We start from the raw sequence: 16,926 nt of genomic DNA on the forward strand, positions 1-16,926 counted from the left end.
GAGCCATGTTCGACATCCTCGTTTACCTCTTCGAGAACTACGTCCACGCCGATGCGTGCCCCGAGCCCGCACAACTGGCGCGCAAGCTCACCGCCGCGGGTTTCGAGGAAGAAGAAATCGCCGATGCCCTCGAATGGCTGTCGGGCCTGCGCCAGATGTCCGACGGCGAAAGCCCGTCCCACTGCGCGCGCCCCGGTTCGCTGCGCATTTATGCCCAGGACGAGCTGCTGCGCCTGGGCGTCGAGTGCCGTGGCTTCCTGCAGTTCCTCGAAAACTCCGGCATCCTCGATGCGGCCTGCCGCGAGATGATCGTCGAACGCGCGCTGGCGCTGGGCGAGACCGAGATCGAACTCGAGAACCTGAAGGTCATCGTGCTGATGGTCCTGTGGCAGCAGGACAGGCCGATCAATGGCCTGATCCTCGACGAACTCCTCAACGACGCCGACGAGCCCGAGGACGACATCGAGGCCATCGTCCTGCATTAGCCGGCCCCCCGCTTGCAAGCCCGGCGCAGCCTTTCGTATGATGCGCCGCTCCCCCATAACCAGAGTCAGGCGTCTTCGGTCGCACCACGGGCATGAGCAAGCAACTGATCATCGCGGAAAAACCATCGGTTGCGGCGGACATCGCCCGCTCCATCGGTGGCTTCACCAAAGAAAAAGATTACTTCGAGTCGGAGCACTACGTGCTCTCGTCGGCGGTCGGGCATCTGCTCGAGCTCACCGTGCCGGCCGAGTTCGAGGTCAAGCGCGGCAAGTGGTCGTTTGCGCACCTGCCGGTGATTCCGCCGCATTTCGCGCTCAACCCCATCGAGAAGACCGAAGACCGGCTCAAGCTGCTCACCCGCCTCATCAAGCGCAAGGACGTCACCGGCCTGATCAACGCCTGTGACGCGGGGCGCGAGGGCGAGCTGATCTTCAGTTTCATCGTGCAGCATTCCGGCACCACCAAGCCTGTCCAGCGCCTGTGGCTGCAGTCGATGACCGCCACCGCGATCCGCGACGGCTTCTCCCAGCTGCGGGCCGCCTCGGATGTCGAGGGCCTGCGCGAGGCCGCGGTGTGCCGCGCCGAGAGCGACTGGCTGATCGGCATCAACGGCACCCGGGCGATGACCGCCTTCAACTCCAAGACGGGCGGCTTCCACCTCACCACCGTCGGCCGCGTACAGACGCCGACGCTGGCGATCGTCGTCGAACGCGAAGAGAAGATCCGCGCCTTCAAGCCCACCGACTACTGGGAGCTCGAGGCCAGCTTCGGCTGCCAGGCTGGCGCCTATGCCGGCCGCTGGTTCGACGAAGGTTTCCGGAAGCCCGAGGAGGGCGCCCCGCTGTTCGAGCACGCCACCGCCTTCCGGCTGTGGGACAAGGCCCGCGCCGAGGCTATCAAGGCCAAGTGCGAGGGCAAGCCGGGCACGGTGGAAGAAGAATCCAAGCCGTCCACCCAGCTCTCGCCGCTGCTGTTCGACCTCACCTCGTTGCAGCGCGAGGCCAACGGCCGCTTCGGCTTCTCGGCCCGCACCACGCTGCAGCTGGCCCAGGCCCTCTACGAAAAGCACAAGGTCCTCACCTACCCGCGTACCGACGCCCGCGCGCTCCCTGAAGACTACGTGGGCCAGGTCAAGGGCATCCTCGGCGGCCTGCCGGACACCTACGCGCCGTTTGCCAACGAGATCGTCAAGCACGGCTGGGCCAAGCCCAACAAGCGCATCTTCAACAACGCCAAGATCTCCGACCACTTCGCCATCATCCCCACCGGTACGGCGCCCAAGAGCCTGTCTGAGGCCGAGGCCAAGATCTACGACCTGGTCACCCGGCGCTTCCTGTCGGTGTTCTACCCTGCAGCCGAGTACCGCATCACCACCCGCATCACCCGGGTCGAGGGCGAGGCCTTCAAGACCGAGGGCAAGATCCTCGTCAATCCGGGCTGGCTGGCGGTGTACGGCAAGTCCGCCGCGGTGAGCGAGGATGAGGGCGGTGCGCCCCAGCTGGTGGCCGTCGAGCCCGGCGAGAAGGTGAGCACCGACGAGATCCTCGTGAAGTCCCTGGTCACCAAGCCGCCTGCCCGCTTCAACGAAGCCACGCTGCTGTCGGCCATGGAAGGTGCCGGCAAGATGGTGGATGACGAGGAGCTGCGCGCCGCGATGGCCGGCCGAGGCCTCGGCACCCCGGCCACCCGGGCCCAGATCATCGAGAACCTGATCGGCGAAACCTACATGCTGCGGGACGGCAAGGAGCTCATCCCGACCGCCAAGGCCTTCTCGCTGATCACCCTGCTGCGCGGCCTTGGCACCAACGAGCTCACCTCGCCCGAGCTCACCGGCGAGTGGGAGCACAAGCTGGCCCAGATGGAGCGAGGTGCGCTGTCCCGCGCCGAGTTCATGGAGCACATCCAGGCCATGACCCGGGACATCGTCGAGCGGGCCAAGCGCTACGAATCCGACACCGTGCCCGGCGACTTCGCCACCCTGGCCACGCCCTGCCCCAAGTGCGGCGGCGTCGTGAAGGAGAACTACAAGAAGTTCGCCTGCCAGAGCTGCGACTGGAGCGCCTGGAAGATCGTCGCTGGCCGCCAGTTCGAGATCGACGAGATCGAGATGCTGCTGTCGTCCGGGCGGGTCGGGCCGCTGCTGGGCTTCCGCAACAAGATGGGGCGCCTCTTCAACGCCGAGATCCGCCTCAACGACGACAAGCAGCCCGAGTTCGACTTCGGTCAGCCGAAGGAGGACGAGAACGCCGAGCCGGTGGATTTCTCCGATCAGCAGCCCCTGGGCGCCTGCCCGAAGTGCGCGTCGCGGGTCTTCGAGCACGGCCTTTCCTACGTCTGCGAGAAGTCCGTCGGGCCGGGCAAGTCGTGCGATTTCCGGTCCGGCAAGATCATCCTGCAGCAGCCCATCGAGCGCGAGCAGATGTACAAGCTCCTCGAAACCGGCAAGACCGACCTGCTTCGTGGCTTCGTCTCCAGCCGCACCAAGCGCAAGTTCTCGGCCTTCCTGGTGCGGGGCGACGACGGCAAGGTCGGCTTCGAGTTCGAGAAGAAGGAGCCCAAGGCGCCCGCCGCTAAAAAACCCGCAGCCCGCAAGAAGGCCGCGTCCGAGTAGCCCGGCCCTCGCGGCGTAAAAAAAGCCCGCCATCTCCGGCGGGCTTTTTTACGTGTGCGCGGCCTCAGGCGAGGGCGGCGATGATCGTCTCTCGGAAGTCGTCGATCTCGGCATCGGTGGTGCCGAGGAAGATCTTGGCGTTGTCCAGGGCGCGCTCGCTCACGATGTCCGCGTCGTCGACGAAATCGCTGATCACGTGCTCGGCGATCAGGGTGACCGCGATCAGCGCGAGGGCGCCGGCCGGCAGCTCCTTCTCGGGCAGGATATAAACTTCCGGGTCGTGGTGATAGCGGATCGCCGCGGCGATCGTCGGCGGCAGCCCCCAGTTGCGGGCCAGCAGCCAGCCGACCACCGCGTGGTCGCACTTGAAACGCTGCTGCTCCTGGGTGATCAGGGCGGCGGCACGATCCTGGGAGGCGGCATAGACGGCGGCGTAATCCGGGAAGTTGGCCAGCATCACCGGGATCGCCGCGTCGTGGAACAGGGCGTAGGTGTAGGCGCTCTCGGGTGAGATGCCCACATGCTTGCGTGCCAGCACACCGGTGGCCAGGGCCAGGGTCGAGGCGCGGGACCAGAATTTTTCCATCAAGGGCGTGGGTGGGTTGCCCGAGGCATTGCGCAGGGCAACCGAGATCACCACGTTCAGGATGTTGCTGATGCCCAGCCGGCTCACTGCCTGCTGCACGCTGCGCACCGGTGCCGCGCTGCCGAAGATTGGCGAGTTGGCCAGCTTCACCGCCATCGCCGACATGCCCACGTCAGACGACAGGATGCGGGTCAGCACCTTGATGGAGGGGTCTTCGCGCTGGGCCTCGAACATCACCTCGTTGACGGTGGCCGGGCAGGCGGGGATGCGGATGTTGGCGAGGACTCCCTCAAGTTCCGCTTGGGAGGGCGTCTGGAGTAAGGTGTCTGTATTCATGGCGGTGGGGGCCTGTAATGCTGGGTTTGGAACGCTCTCAAGAAACATCTTTCCATCTGGAGGCCATGGCCGGCCGTGTCTGTTCGCCCTTTTGCGGGGAGCGCCAGACCGGCCTTGCCGAGGAACGGAGGGCTGAGCCATGACACGCAAACCGCGCGGCGTGTTGATCGTCGCCAGCCTGGCCTTCGTGTCGTCCCAGACATACCTCGCTTACCTGCTCGGTGGTTTACGGCCAAATATTCTGACTCTGCAGTTAACTTTTCATGCCGGACGCTATTGGGAGATTCTAGGCCTATGGGGTGAGCTTGGGCAAAGAGCATACCAGGGGCATTTTGGTTACGACGGAGTGCACGCCGTCATTTACGCGGTTTTCGGTTACCTGCTGGCCACCCGCAGCGGCCTGTACCCGGCCGCCGAGGCGCAGGCCATGGCCCGCACGGCCTGGATGCTGCCCGGGGCCGCGCTCTTCGATCTGCTGGAGAACCTGCTCCAGCTACAGGTGCTGGCTGGCCCCTTCGGGGCGCAGACGGCGGCGATCCCCTTGTCGGCCCTGTGCGCGGCGTGCAAATGGGGCCTCGCGGCGTGGTTCGCGCTGCGGATCGGGCGCCGCGTGGTGTCTAAATTAGGGGTTTGAGGGCGTGCGTCACGGCGGACCGTCGGACGCCTTGTGTATAAATGGGGGCCGACAAACCGGACGAACACCTTCCCCATCCCCATGACCCAGCAGTCCCGATCCGGCGGCTCACCGGCCGAGCGGGCAGAGGCCCTGCTGACCCGCAGCCGGAGCCGCTTCCTGCAAGCACTCCGCGAGGCGGCGGAGGAGGTCATCCACCATCCCGACTGGCTGGATGCCTTCACTGGCGCGGCCGGGGAGTGTTTCGACGAGCTCTCCAGCCAGCGCCCAGGGCGTGGCCCCGAGGACGTCCGCGGGCTCACCGCGTCGCGGATGAATCTCGTTCACGACAACGAGACGGATTACTCGATCGCCCTGATCAACCTCGATCAGCGCCTGCACGATTACTGCGGGCGTGATCTGGCGGCCCTCCACATGCGCATGAGAATGCAGCTGGTCGGCACGCCGCTGGTGCTGCAGGACGAGTCGCCCCTCGGTACCGAGAGTGTCTGCCGGGCCCTGCGCGGCCTGAAGGAAGCCGAGCGTCTCAGCGCCACCGAGGCCCTGGGCCTCCTCCAGCAGCTCGAGGAGCCCTTGCGCCGGCATCTGTCCGGTTTCTACCGGGCCTTCGAGCACGAGCTGGCGAACGAGGGCCTGGGGGCCCGCGTGCGAGGCCGGCCCCAGCACGTGGAGCCGGACGAGGAGGCCCCTGATTCGGCGGACAGCCCGGCGGCCCGTGTGAAGCTCGGCGTCCATCCGGTGGATGCGCTGCGTCTCTCGGTGCTGGCCCGCCACAAGGGCAAGCCCCAGCCGGCGGGCGGCCTGGACCGCAGCCTCGCGTCGGCGCTCATCGATCGCATCGAGGCCTGGCTGGGCGAGCGCCAGCAATACGGCGCGGGTGTCCCGGTGTCGCTCGGGGCCAGCGAGCTGGGGGCCCTGCTCAGCCCGACCAAGGCGGCCGCGGTCGAGGTCATCGAGACCATCTGTGGCTATGCCGCCGAGGCGCCCAGGCTGCCGACCCCCTTCCGCTCCCTCATCGCCAGGCTGCGGGTGCCCTTGCTGCGCCTGGCTTTGCGTAGCGAGACCCTGCTCGCGGCCGAACGCCATGCGGCCCTGCGCATGGTGGATCAGATCGCCAACCTCGGGCGCACGGTGGCCCCCGATTGCTCGCCGGACCTGCCGGTCTGCCGCGGCCTGCTCACCATCGTGAACACCCTGGCCCAGGCCCCGCGCATCTCCGACAAGGATTTCGAGGCGGCGCTGGGGGCCGTGGAAGCCCTCGTCCTCAGCCGTCAGCGCAGCGCCGTGGCCCGGGCGGCGGCCTTCAAGAGCGAGGTCGAGCGCATGGAGCGGCGCGATGTGGCCCTGCAGCACGCCTGCCGCGCGCTGTATCTGGTGATCGGTCACGCCAAGCCCAGCCCGGTGCGCAACTTCCTCGAAAACTACTGGGTCCATGTGATCGCCAAGGTGGCCTACCGCCACGGCTCCGACAGCGCCGAATGGGCGACCCGCCTGCACACCGCCAACCGGCTGCTGGCCACGGTGGACGACAGCCAGGGCGCGCGGAGCCTGAAACGGCGCGTCGCCGAGATCCCCTATCTGATCGAGGAACTCAAGGAAGGCCTGGGCTGGGTCGGCCTGACCGAATCCCGCATCTGGGACGCCCTGGCGCCCTGCATGGCGCTCCACGCCAACCTGATTGCCGGCAAGCCGGCCCCCGAGTTCGTGCCGCGCCGCTCCTCCTGCCGGCCCACCTTGAGCAGCCGCGCCGAAAAGTCGGGGCTGCGCGTGCTCAAGCACAAGCAGTACGTGCCGGGCGAGCTCCCGCTGCCGCCCGCCTGGGCGGCCCTGGAGGTCGGCGACACGGTCTCCGTCGCGCTGCCCGACGGCAGCGTGATGCGCGGCTTCGTGGCCCAGTTCGCGCCGCTGCGGCAGGTCATCCTGATCGCCGACGGCGATGACAACGTGCAGCTGGCGATCACCGCCCGGGCCCTGTCCCAGCAGGTCGAGCTGCCCGAGACGCAGCTGTTCCGGCCGGTTTCCATCGTGGACGAAGCCGCCAGCAGCAAGCTGGTCCACACTTGAGGGGCTGAGCGGAGGGCCGAGGGCGCACCCGCAGCGCCCGGGCGCTCTACAATGCGGATCGCCCGCATTTATAGCCCCTCGCCATGTGCTCCGATCCCGCCTGCCCGGCCCCCCACGCTGCCGGCCCCGACGACAGCGCCGCCATCCGCATCCGCGGCGCCCGCCAGAACAACCTCAAGAACCTGTCCCTCGACATCCCCCACCACGAACTCGTGGTGGTGACCGGCGTGTCCGGCTCGGGCAAGAGCTCGCTGGTCTTCGACACCCTGTATGCCGAGGGGCAGCGCCGCTACGTCGAGACCTTCTCGCCCTACGCGCGGCAGTTCCTCGACCGCATGGACAAGCCCCAGGTGGATCGCATCGAAGGCGTGCCGCCGGCCATCGCCATCGACCAGACCAACCCGGTGCGCACCTCGCGCTCGACGGTGGGCACGATGACCGAGCTCACCGACCACTTCAAGCTGCTCTACGCCCGGGCCGCGCGGCTGCATTGCCGCGGCTGCGGCCAGCCGGTGAAGCGCGACACGCCGGCCACGGTGTTCGCCGAGCTGTCGGCCCGCGCCGCCGCGGCCGGCGACCCGCGCCTGGTGGTGAGCTTTCCGGTTACGGTGCCGGGCAATTTCAGCGAGGACGAGATCACCGAGCTGCTGGCCCGCCAGGGCTACACCCGCATCCACGCCCGCGACGGCAGCCTGCTGCATGTGGTGCAGGACCGCTTCCGCCTGGCCGGCGCCGAGCACGCCCGGGTGATGGAGGCCCTCGAGACCGCCTTCGCCGCCGGCCACGGCCGCCTCAGCGTGCATGCCCTGGGCGACGGTGACGAAACCCGCTGGAAGTTCAGCACCGGCCTCCACTGCGCCGACTGCGACATCGCTTACGCCGAGCCCACGCCCAGCCTGTTCTCCTTCAACTCGCCCATCGGCGCCTGCGAAACCTGCCGCGGCTTCGGGCGGGTTATCGGCGTCGATTTCGGGCTGGTCATCCCCGACGAATCCAAGACCCTCGCCGAAGGCGCTGTCAAACCCTGGCAGAGCCCCAGCTTCAAGGAGTGCCAGGGCGATCTCGAGAAGATGGCCAAGAAGTACGGCGTGGCCATGGACATCCCTTTCCGCGACCTGCCGGCCGAGCACCGCCGCTGGTTGCTCGAAGGCGACGACAAGTGGAAGAACTGGGATTCGTCGTGGCCGCGCTACTGGTACGGCGTGCGCCACTTCTTCGACTGGCTAGAGAGCAAGGCCTACAAGATGCACATCCGGGTGCTGCTGTCGCGCTACCGCAGCTACACCGAATGCCCGGCCTGCCACGGCGCCCGCCTCAAGCCCGATGCGCTGCTGTGGCGGCTGGGGAGTGGGGCGGTGGGAAGTAGGGAATGGGGAATGGGGGCGCAGGCTGACGCGTCCGCGCCTGACGATCGCCAGCGCACCGACGCCGAGCAAGGCCCACTTCCCACTTCCTGTTTCCCTCTCCCCATCCATCAGCTGATGGCCCGCCCCATCGACGAGATCACGCCCTTCGTCGCAGCCCTCGAGCTGCCCGCGCCGCTGGACGAAGCCACCGAGCTTCTTCTCGGCGAGATCCGCGGGCGCCTCAAGTACCTGCAGGACGTCGGCCTCGGCTACCTCACGCTGGATCGCCAGTCGCGCACCCTGTCGGGCGGCGAGGTGCAGCGCATCAACCTCACCACCGCGCTGGGCACCTCGCTGGTGAACACCCTGTTCGTGCTCGACGAGCCGTCCATCGGCCTCCATCCGCGCGACATCGGGCGCATCCTCGGGGTGATGGAGCGCCTGCGCGACGCCGGCAACTCGCTGGTCGTCGTCGAGCACGACCCGCAGCTGATGCTCGCCGCCGACCGCCTGCTCGACATCGGCCCCGGCCCCGGCGAGCGCGGCGGCGAGATCGTCGCTTACGGTGCGCCCACCTCCATCGCCAATGATCCCGCCTCGCTCACCGGCGCCTACCTGGCCGGCCGCAAGCGCGTCGACACCCGCCGCCAGATGCGCCCGGTGGCCGCCGATGCGCCGCGCCTCAGCCTCACCGGCGCCCGCCAGCACAACCTGCAGGGCGTCGATCTGGCAATCCCGCTGCGGCGCCTGGTGGGTATCACCGGCGTGTCCGGCTCGGGCAAATCCACGCTGATCCAGGACGTGTTGTTCCCGGCGCTGGCCAAGCACTTCGGCCAGCCGGCCGAGCCGCCCGGCGCCTTTGGCGGCCTCCTGGGCACCGAGCACATCAAGGGCGTCGTGATGGTGGACCAGTCGCCCATCGGCAAGAGCGCGCGCTCCAACCCGGTGAGCTACGTGGGTGCCTGGGACGCCATCCGCAAGCTCTTCGCCAACCTCGACGAGGCCAAGGAGCGCGGTTACACGCCGGGCACCTTCAGCTTCAACTCCGGCACCGGGCGCTGCCCCACCTGCACCGGCTCGGGCTTCGAGCACGTCGAGATGCAGTTTTTGTCGGACGTGTATCTGCGCTGCCCGGACTGCGACGGCAAGCGCTACCGGCCCGAGATCCTGGCCCTCGACTGGCGCGGCAAGTCGGTGGCCGACGTGCTCGAGATGACCGTCTCCGAGGCCCTGGCCTTCTTCGCCGATCAAAAGCCCGTGCTCGCCGCGCTGGCGCCGCTGGCCGACGTCGGCCTCGAATACCTGCGCCTCGGCCAGCCGGTGCCCACGCTCTCCGGAGGCGAGGCCCAGCGCCTCAAGCTCGCCGGCTACCTCGCCGAAGCCGCCCAGCTGGCGGCCAAGAAGTCGAAGAAGGGCGCGGTCGGCGCTGTGAGTGATGAGCCCGGCCTGCTCTTCCTGTTCGACGAGCCCACCACCGGCCTGCACTTCGAGGATGTCGCCACGCTGCTGTCGGCCTTCGAGAAGCTGCTGGATGCCGGCCACTCGCTGGTCGTCATCGAGCACAACCTCGACGTGATCGCCGCCGCCGACTGGCTCGTCGACCTCGGCCCCGAGGGCGGCAGCGGCGGCGGGCAGATCGTCGCCGAAGGCACGCCGGCTCAGCTCGTCGCCACGCCGGCCTCCCAAACCGGGCGGGCCCTGGCCGACTACGCCGCCCAGCTCGCCGCGCTGCAGGCGGCGCCGGTGGTGGCCGAGCCGCCGGTGCGCTACCGGGCGGTGCCCGACCCGGCGATCACCATCCGCCACGCCCGCCACCACAACCTGCAGAACGTCAGCCTGTCGATTCCGCGGGACCAGTTCACGGTGATCACCGGCCTGTCCGGCTCGGGCAAGTCCACGCTGGCCTTCGACATCGTGTTCGGCGAGGGCCAGCGGCGCTACCTGGAATCCCTCAACGCCTACGCCCGGCAGTTTGCCCAGCCCTCGGCGCGGCCCGACGTGGACGCCATCTTCGGCATCCCGCCCACCGTCGCCATCGAGCAGCGGGTCAGCCGCGGCGGGCGCAAGAGCACGGTGGGCACCCTCACCGAGATCCAGCCCTTCCTGCGCCTGCTCTACGTGAAGCTCGGCACCCAGTACTGCCCCGGCTGCGATGTGCCCGTCACGCCCCAGAGCTTCGAGGCCATCGTCGCCCAGATCATGCGCGAAGCGGCTGGCGAGTCGGTCGAGCTGCTGGCACCGCTGGTGGTGAACCGCAAGGGCCTGTACACCGACCTCGCCAAGTGGGCCCGCGGCAAGGGCTTCGAGCAGCTGCGCGTCGATGGCGACTACCTGCCCACCAAAAAGTGGCCGCGCCTCGACCGCTACAAGGAGCACAACATCGAGCTGCCGGTGGGCATGCTGGTGGTCGGCCCCGACACCGAAGCCGCCCTGCGCGAGCAGGTGCAGGCCGCGCTTGAGCACGGCAAGGGCGTGCTCAAGGTGAACCGCCTTGACGCCCCCGGCGTGCCGCTGCTCACCCTGTCCACGCTGCGCGCCTGCCCCGACTGCGGCACCAGCTTCCCCGAGCCCGACCCGCGGCTGTTCTCCTACAACGCCAAGCACGGCTGGTGCCCGGACTGCTACGGCACCGGCCTCAAGATCGCCGGCCGCGTCGAGAACCCCGACGAGCTCGATCTGGGCGAACTGGAGGCCGAAAGCGACGAAGCCTGCCCCAGCTGCCACGGCGCCCGCCTCAACCCGGTGGCCCGCGCGGTGCGCTTCCGCGACTTGGGACTGCACGAGCTCGCCTCGCTGCCGGTGGGCAAGGTGTCGGGCTTCTTCGGCGGCCTGCAGCTGGCCCACCGCGAGGCCGAGATCGGCCGCGACCTGGTGGCCGAGATCCGCGGTCGGCTCGATTTTCTGCAGCAGGTCGGCCTCGGCTACCTGGCCCTCGACCGCGCCGCGCCCACGCTGTCGGGTGGCGAGGCCCAGCGCATCCGGCTGGCGGCCCAGCTCGGCTCCAACCTCACCGGGGTGTGCTACATCCTCGACGAACCGACCATCGGCCTGCACCCGCGCGACAACCAGCTGCTGCTCGACACCCTGGAGGCCCTGCGCGGCCGCGGCAACACCCTGCTGGTGGTCGAGCACGATGAGGACACCATCCGCCGCGCCGACCACGTCATCGACCTCGGCCCCGGCGGCGGGGTGCGCGGCGGCCGGGTGGTGGCCGAAGGGCGCCTCGCCGACCTGATGGCGGCCCCCGAATCGGCCACCGGCCGCTGCCTGCTGGCGCCGCTGCAGCACCCGCTCGCCCCGCGCCGCGAGGTCAGCGACGATCACCCGGCGCTCATCGTCGAAGGCGCCACGCTGCACAACCTGAAGAACGTCACCGGCCGCGTGCCGCTGGGCCGGCTGACGGTGGTGACCGGCGTGTCCGGCTCGGGCAAGTCCACCTTCGCCCGCGACGTGCTGCATGCCAGCCTCGCCGCCGACGGCCCGGTGGGCTGCACCCGGCTCGCCGGCCGCGAGCTGATCGGCCGCCTGCTCGAGGTGGACCAGACCCCCATCGGCAAGACGCCGCGCTCCTGCCCGGCCACCTACATCGGCTTCTGGGACGCCATCCGCAAGCTCTTCGCCGATACCAACGAGGCGAAGATCCGCGGCTGGACGGCCTCGCGCTTCTCCTTCAATACCGGCGCCGGGCGCTGCCCGGTGTGCGAGGGCCAGGGCCAGATCACCGTCGAGATGAATTTCCTGCCCGACGTCAAGCTCCCCTGCGAGGCCTGCGGCGGCGCCCGCTTCAACCCCGAGACCCTGGCCGTGCGCTGGAAGGGCAAGAGTGTCGCCGAGGTGCTGAACATGGCCGTCGAGGACGCGGTGGAGTTCTTTGCCGCCCACCCGTCCATCGCCCACCCGCTCAAGCTGTTGCAGGACGTGGGCCTCGGCTACCTCACCCTCGGCCAGCCCAGCCCGACGCTGTCGGGCGGCGAGGCCCAGCGCATCAAGCTGGTCTCCGAGCTGGCCAAGGTGCGCGGCCGGGCCGGTGAGTCGCCCAGCGGCCCGGGCCGCCCGCTGCCGCCCGAAAAGCACACTTTGTATGTGCTCGACGAGCCCACCGTCGGCCTCCACATGGCCGACGTGGAGAAGCTGATCCACGTGCTGCACCGCCTCGCCGCGGCCGGCCATACGGTGCTGGTCATCGAGCACGACCTCGACCTGATGGCCGAGGCCGACTGGATCATCGACCTCGGCCCGGAGGGCGGCGACGGCGGCGGAGAGATCGTCGCCGAAGGGCCGCCGGAGGCGGTGGTGCAGGTGGCCCGCTCCCACACCGGGCGCATCCTCGGCGAGTTCCTGGCCGCCCGGCGGGCGGGCGGGTGATGTGCTCCGCTGCCACGTCTCGACAGGCTTCGGGCAAGTCGCCGACAATCGGGTCGCGGCGCCGGTATGGGTTTGCGGCCACGCAGAATGTGACGAAGAGGTGATGAAAATGTCGTTCGACAAGAACCAAACCACAGGTCGGCCACGCCTGGCCGCGTTGCAGCAGGGGGCTGGTGCGCTCGGCCTCGCCGTGCTGTCGGCCGGCGCGCTGGCCGGCAATCCGGGCGCCTGCGCGGCGATCGCCGACAACACCGAGCGCCTAGCCTGCTACGACGAATCGGTCGGCCGGCCGCACCAGGAGGCGCCACCCCCGGCCGCCGCCGTGCCGCTGGCCCGGGAGCCCTCGGCCCTCTCGAAGCGCTGGGAGCTCGACGCCGAGGACAAGCGCGGCACCTTTCTGATCACCCCCTACAAGCCCACCTACATCCTGCTCGGGCGATGGACCAATTCGGCCAACCGGATGCCGACCTCGCCCAACCCGGCCAACGCGCTGAACGAGCCCGTCGATGTCGATCCGGTGGAGGCCAAGTACCAGATCAGCTTCAAGACCAAGCTGTGGGAAGGCCTGGTGGGCCGCCATGGCGACCTGTGGCTGGGCTACACCCAGCAGTCCAACTGGCAGGTGTACAACAAGAGCTTCTCGTCGCCCTTCCGCGAGACCGGCTACGAGCCCGAGCTGATGGCGGTGTTCCGCACCAACCTGGATGCCGGCCTGGGCTTCAAGGTGAAGATGCTCTCCGTCGGCCTCAACCACCAGTCCAACGGCCGTGGCCAGCCCCTGTCGCGCAGCTGGAATCGGCTGATGCTGCAGGGCGGCATCGAGAGGGGCGATTTCGCGCTGATGCTGCGCAGCTGGAAGCGCTTCGAGGAGACGGCCAGTAAGGACGACAACCCGGACATCAGCCGCTACCTCGGCTACGGCGACCTGCAGGCCATCTGGCGCCTGGATGCCCACGAGCTCTCCTTCAACCTGCGGCCGGGTTTCAGCAGCCGTGGCTCGGCCCAGGTCGACTGGACCTTCCCCATTCACCGCAACCTCAAGGGCTACCTGCAGTTTTTCACCGGATACGGCGAGACCTTGATCGACTACAACCACCGCCAGAGCACCTTCGGCCTCGGCGTCTCGCTGGTGGACTGGCTATAGCACTGGATTCACGACAAGAGGGCACCCGAACGACATCCTGATGTGACGCATTTTGCTGCAAGGCGAAAAAATGCAATTTTGTGTCACGCGGCTTGCAGTTATCATGCTCGACGGAACCACGGTCGCAACATGGCCGAGGGTTAGAGACAGCAATTCAACCCGTCAGAGGTGAAAGTCATGCCCCAGCAAAATCCGTCGACACTCCCGTCGGCCTCCCTTTCTCCCAAGTCCGGAGGCTGAGCGGATGGTCAGTCAATACAAGCTCAGTGTCTGCCCCCACGACACTGCCAAGAACCTGCTCGGCTGGTTCACCCTCAACACCTACCTGCAGCGCAAGCTCGGCACGGGCATCCACTTCGAGCCCCAGGACAACTTCCTGATCGAACGCAAGGCCGTGCTGGAGGAGGAGCATCACGTGGTCGTGTATGCCAACCCGTACAGCGCCCTGTGTTTTGCCCGCGACAAGGGCTTCGTGCCGGTGGCCCGGCCGGTGAATGTCGTCGATGAGACCATCGTGGTGGCCCGTGCCGGCGCCGAGGTGCCGGCGGCGCCGCGCATCGCCAGCGCCACCGACAAGCTCATCATCCACAACCTGGGCCTCAAGGTGCTCGAGCGGGCGGGGATCGACAGCGGGGCGGCGGAGTTCAAGTTTGTCGGCAACCACCTCAATGCGGCCAAGGCCGTGCTTCAGGGCGAGGCCGACCTGGGTTTCGTCTTCAACGAAACCTGGGCCGGCATGAACGCCTCCACCCGCGCCGAACTGCAGGTGATCGGCGAGAGCCACGACGGCCACGCCTTCCACTGCTTCATGGTGGCGCCCGAGTGGGCCGACAAGCGGGAGGCGATCCAGCAGATCCTGTGCGGCATGCACCTCGACCCGGCCGGCCTGCGGGTGCTCGAAGACCTGAAGTTCAAGGCCTTCGAGCCGATCGGCGACGAGATCATCCCGGTGCTGATCAAGCTCGCCGGAGGCTGAGGGGCTCGGTGGCAACCGTCGCAGGGATGGGGGTCGGGGTAAAATCCGGCCCCCATCCACATCCGGCTTTCGCGATGACCGCCGCCCACCTCAAATACCTCGCCGGCTACTCCGCGCACCTCGTCGACCAGGTGGGCGCCTGCCTCGCTGACGGCAGCCTGGGCGAGCGCCTGCTCCGCCGGTATCCACAGCCCCACGCCGTGCGCAACGACGGGGCGCTGTACGACTACGTGAGCGGGCTCAAGGCGAGCCGCCTCAAGAACGCGCCGCCGCTCAGCAAGGTGCTGTGGGACGGCAAGCTCGCGAGCCTCCACAACGCGCTGGGCACCCATACCCGGGTGGCGCGGGTGCAGGGCGGCAAGCTGCGCACCCGGCGCGAGATCCGCATCGCCGATGTGTTCCGCGAGGCGCCGCCGGAGTTTCTGGGGATGATCGTCGCCCACGAACTCGCCCACCTGAAGGAGCCGGCGCACGACAAGGCGTTTTATCAGCTGTGCTGCCATATCGAGCCGGCCTATCACCAGCTCGAGTTCGACGTGCGGGCCTGGCTGTGCTGGGTCGAGGCGGGCGGGGCGGCGCCGTGGGGCGCGCCCGGAGGGAGCCCCGCCCCGTGAATGCATGACGCCAGCCGTGAGGGCTGGCGTCGGCGCCGATGCCTGCGGCGGGCTGGGCGGAGCCCGGCCCTGGGGGCGCTCAGAGCGTCAGGCTGCCCTTCAGCTTGTCGAGCAGCTTGTTGCCGAGGCCCTTGACCTTGAGCAGCTCGTCGAGGCTGGCGAACGGGCGGGCTGCGACGATGGCTGCGGCGACGGTCTTCGAGAGGCCCTTGACCGCGGCGAGCTCGGCGCTGCTGGCGGTGTTGACCGAGACCGCGGCGGGCTTCGCCTTGCTGGGCTTGTCCTTGGCGCTGGATTTGGCCGCGGCTTTGCCGGCCTTGGTGGCCTTGGTGGGTTTGGCGGCCGGTTCGGATCCGGGGGCGGCCGCAGCAGGTGCCGCGGCGGTGGTTTCGGGCCAGCTGACGGGCTGCGCAAAGTTGGCGTAGTCGCGGGTCACGAAGCCGATCGGCGTCCACTCACGCAGCAGCAGGGCGATGTGCCAGCTGCCGGCCGGCTGGCTGGCTGGCAAGCGGCACGTCGACGCGCACGTCGTGCCAGGCTTGCTGGCCGCCCAGGCAGCCGAGCTGGCTGGCGGCGAGCGGCACGCCGTCGGGCTTGCCGCTGGTGTAGGGTGCGGTGAGGGCCCACAGCTCGAGGGACAGGGTGCCGCTGAGGTTGTCCGGGGCGCGGGGGTTGGTGATGCCGGCGGCGTGGAGGGTGGCGCTGCCGTCGCCGAGTTCGAAGCCGGCGGGGCCGTTGATCTCGGGCTGGGCGAAGCTCTCGCGGCGCGGGTAGTTGGCGTAGTCGTGGACTTCGTCGAAACGGCCGTCGTGGCCGGCGGCGAGCACCAGCACCATGGTGTGGGTGCCGTGGCCTGCGGGCGGGAAGGCGGCGCCTTCGGCGCCCACGTACTGCTGCGACTCGGTGCTCAGCGGGCCGATGGGAACCTGGGCGACCAGCGTGCCGGCGCCGGCATGGCCATCGAAGGGTTCGGCGCAGGCCCACAACTGGAGCGCCCAGTCGCGGTCATCGACCTTGGCCGAGGCGGCGACGAGCAGCTCGGCGTCGAGGCGGACGTGGTCGCCGCTGAAGCCGTAGGCATGGGTTGAGCCGAGCCGGACGTCGCCGGTACGCGGGCCCGGGGTGACCCGGAGGAGCTTGGGGGTTTGCATCGTGTGCGGCCTGGCAGTCTGGAAAGCGCACGATTCTGCGGGGGCTGGCGGGGCAGCGTCAATCAAACGGCGATTGATTTTTTGGATGCACCGACAGAGGGCAGAAAACCCCCGAAACCCGCACCAACAAAGGGCTTGCACCACATCGGTGCGGGTCTCGGCGGAGGGCTTTCAGAGTAGCACTCTATCTAACAATGTCATGAAACCCGCGTCAGCAAAGGTGTTCAGGTTTTCACGTTGTGGCGATACCCCTAAATCTACCCCCAGGGCGAATTACGGGGCAGGGAAAGGGCTTAGGCTCGGTGCGTCACTCGCCCTTCGAGCAAGCCCGCTTCACACTCGCAGCCGAAATGCCGAAGTGTTCGGCCGTCGTCTTGATGCTGGCGGAGTTCTCGGCACGCCAGGCGCAGACGGCGGCATCGTCAATGCTCTTGGACCGCCCCAGGGCCTTGCCTTCGGCCTTGGCGCGTTCGAGGCCGGCGAGCTGGCGGGCCTTGAGGTTTTCCCGCTCCAGCTCCGCCACCGCGGCAAGCATGGTCAGCATCAGCTTTCCGGCGGGCGTGGCCAGGTCGAAGCCTTCCCGCATCGAAACCACCGACACGCCCTTGGCCTT

The 16,926-nt window shown here is 68.5% G+C and carries 12 protein-coding genes; 8 read left to right on the plus strand and 4 right to left on the minus strand.

Translation table 11 applies throughout. From position 1 onward, the window contains the following. The first annotated feature begins 5 nt into the window (after nt 1-5). Together ZRA01_RS12400 and ZRA01_RS12405 are read left to right on the plus strand one after the other, a co-directional pair. Nucleotides 6-485, plus strand: a complete 480-nt coding sequence (locus ZRA01_RS12400; protein ID WP_141352630.1) for a Smg family protein — start codon at nt 6-8, stop codon at nt 483-485. A 92-nt stretch (nt 486-577) separates the two neighbouring features. Continuing rightward, nucleotides 578-3,097 carry a DNA topoisomerase III gene (locus ZRA01_RS12405; RefSeq protein WP_141352632.1) on the plus strand — a complete coding sequence of 840 codons (2,520 nt, stop codon included), beginning with the start codon at nt 578-580 and terminating at the stop codon, nt 3,095-3,097. Between the two features lie 64 nt (nt 3,098-3,161). Here the strand turns inward: ZRA01_RS12405 and ZRA01_RS12410 are convergent, their stop codons facing one another. Then, nucleotides 3,162-4,019 (minus strand): HDOD domain-containing protein, encoded by an 858-nt coding sequence (locus ZRA01_RS12410; RefSeq protein ID WP_170182971.1) that lies wholly within the window; start codon nt 4,017-4,019, stop codon nt 3,162-3,164. Between the two features lie 139 nt (nt 4,020-4,158). On the opposite strand from ZRA01_RS12410, the gene ZRA01_RS12415 reads away from it, so the two are divergent. From ZRA01_RS12415 to ZRA01_RS12440, 6 genes are all read left to right on the plus strand, one after another. Then, complete coding sequence (locus ZRA01_RS12415; protein WP_141352636.1) at nt 4,159-4,653, plus strand: hypothetical protein; 495 nt, start codon at nt 4,159-4,161, stop codon at nt 4,651-4,653. A gap of 81 nt (nt 4,654-4,734) precedes the next feature. Next, entirely contained in the window at nt 4,735-6,717 is a 1,983-nt protein-coding gene (locus ZRA01_RS12420; RefSeq protein ID WP_141352638.1) for a DUF1631 family protein, read from the plus strand. A gap of 83 nt (nt 6,718-6,800) precedes the next feature. Beyond that, entirely contained in the window at nt 6,801-12,428 is a 5,628-nt protein-coding gene (uvrA, locus tag ZRA01_RS12425; RefSeq protein WP_141352640.1) for an excinuclease ABC subunit UvrA, read from the plus strand. Nucleotides 12,429-12,537: 109 nt separating this feature from the next. Next, nucleotides 12,538-13,572: a phospholipase A gene (locus ZRA01_RS12430; RefSeq protein WP_141352652.1), complete on the plus strand. Its 1,035-nt coding sequence runs from the start codon at nt 12,538-12,540 to the stop codon at nt 13,570-13,572. A 244-nt stretch (nt 13,573-13,816) separates the two neighbouring features. Further along, nucleotides 13,817-14,548, plus strand: a complete 732-nt coding sequence (locus tag ZRA01_RS12435; RefSeq protein WP_141352642.1) for a phosphate/phosphite/phosphonate ABC transporter substrate-binding protein — start codon at nt 13,817-13,819, stop codon at nt 14,546-14,548. Between the two features lie 74 nt (nt 14,549-14,622). Continuing rightward, nucleotides 14,623-15,162: a M48 metallopeptidase family protein gene (locus tag ZRA01_RS12440; protein ID WP_141352644.1), complete on the plus strand. Its 540-nt coding sequence runs from the start codon at nt 14,623-14,625 to the stop codon at nt 15,160-15,162. Between the two features lie 79 nt (nt 15,163-15,241). On the opposite strand, the gene ZRA01_RS12445 is transcribed toward ZRA01_RS12440, so the two are convergent. The 3 genes from ZRA01_RS12445 to ZRA01_RS12455 form a co-directional block, all read right to left on the minus strand. After that, complete coding sequence (locus ZRA01_RS12445) at nt 15,242-15,670, minus strand: ComEA family DNA-binding protein (protein WP_141352646.1); 429 nt, start codon at nt 15,668-15,670, stop codon at nt 15,242-15,244. Further along, on the minus strand, nt 15,618-16,313 hold the full coding sequence (locus ZRA01_RS12450) for a hypothetical protein (RefSeq protein ID WP_141352648.1): 696 nt from the start codon (nt 16,311-16,313) through the stop codon (nt 15,618-15,620). Before ZRA01_RS12450 ends, ZRA01_RS12445 begins: the two co-directional genes overlap by 53 nt. A gap of 307 nt (nt 16,314-16,620) precedes the next feature. Continuing rightward, a partial coding sequence (locus tag ZRA01_RS12455) for a recombinase family protein (RefSeq protein ID WP_141352650.1) occupies nt 16,621-16,926 on the minus strand: 306 nt, incomplete at its 5' end.

Source organism: Zoogloea ramigera (assembly GCF_006539865.1).
GTDB lineage: Bacteria > Pseudomonadota > Gammaproteobacteria > Burkholderiales > Rhodocyclaceae > Zoogloea > Zoogloea ramigera.

Bases quoted from the DNA above. Each gene is read 5' to 3' on its own strand.
- ZRA01_RS12420 (WP_141352638.1), top strand. From the start codon at position 4,735: ATGACCCAGCAGTCCCGATCCGGCGGCTCACCGGCCGAGCGGGCAGAG.
- ZRA01_RS12415 (WP_141352636.1), top strand. From the start codon at position 4,159: ATGACACGCAAACCGCGCGGCGTGTTGATCGTCGCCAGCCTGGCCTTC.
- ZRA01_RS12435 (WP_141352642.1), top strand. From the start codon at position 13,817: ATGGTCAGTCAATACAAGCTCAGTGTCTGCCCCCACGACACTGCCAAG.
- ZRA01_RS12410 (WP_170182971.1), bottom strand. From the start codon at position 4,019: ATGAATACAGACACCTTACTCCAGACGCCCTCCCAAGCGGAACTTGAG.
- uvrA (WP_141352640.1), top strand. From the start codon at position 6,801: ATGTGCTCCGATCCCGCCTGCCCGGCCCCCCACGCTGCCGGCCCCGAC.
- ZRA01_RS12430 (WP_141352652.1), top strand. From the start codon at position 12,538: ATGTCGTTCGACAAGAACCAAACCACAGGTCGGCCACGCCTGGCCGCG.
- ZRA01_RS12405 (WP_141352632.1), top strand. From the start codon at position 578: ATGAGCAAGCAACTGATCATCGCGGAAAAACCATCGGTTGCGGCGGAC.
- ZRA01_RS12440 (WP_141352644.1), top strand. From the start codon at position 14,623: ATGACCGCCGCCCACCTCAAATACCTCGCCGGCTACTCCGCGCACCTC.
- ZRA01_RS12400 (WP_141352630.1), top strand. From the start codon at position 6: ATGTTCGACATCCTCGTTTACCTCTTCGAGAACTACGTCCACGCCGAT.
- ZRA01_RS12450 (WP_141352648.1), bottom strand. From the start codon at position 16,313: ATGCAAACCCCCAAGCTCCTCCGGGTCACCCCGGGCCCGCGTACCGGC.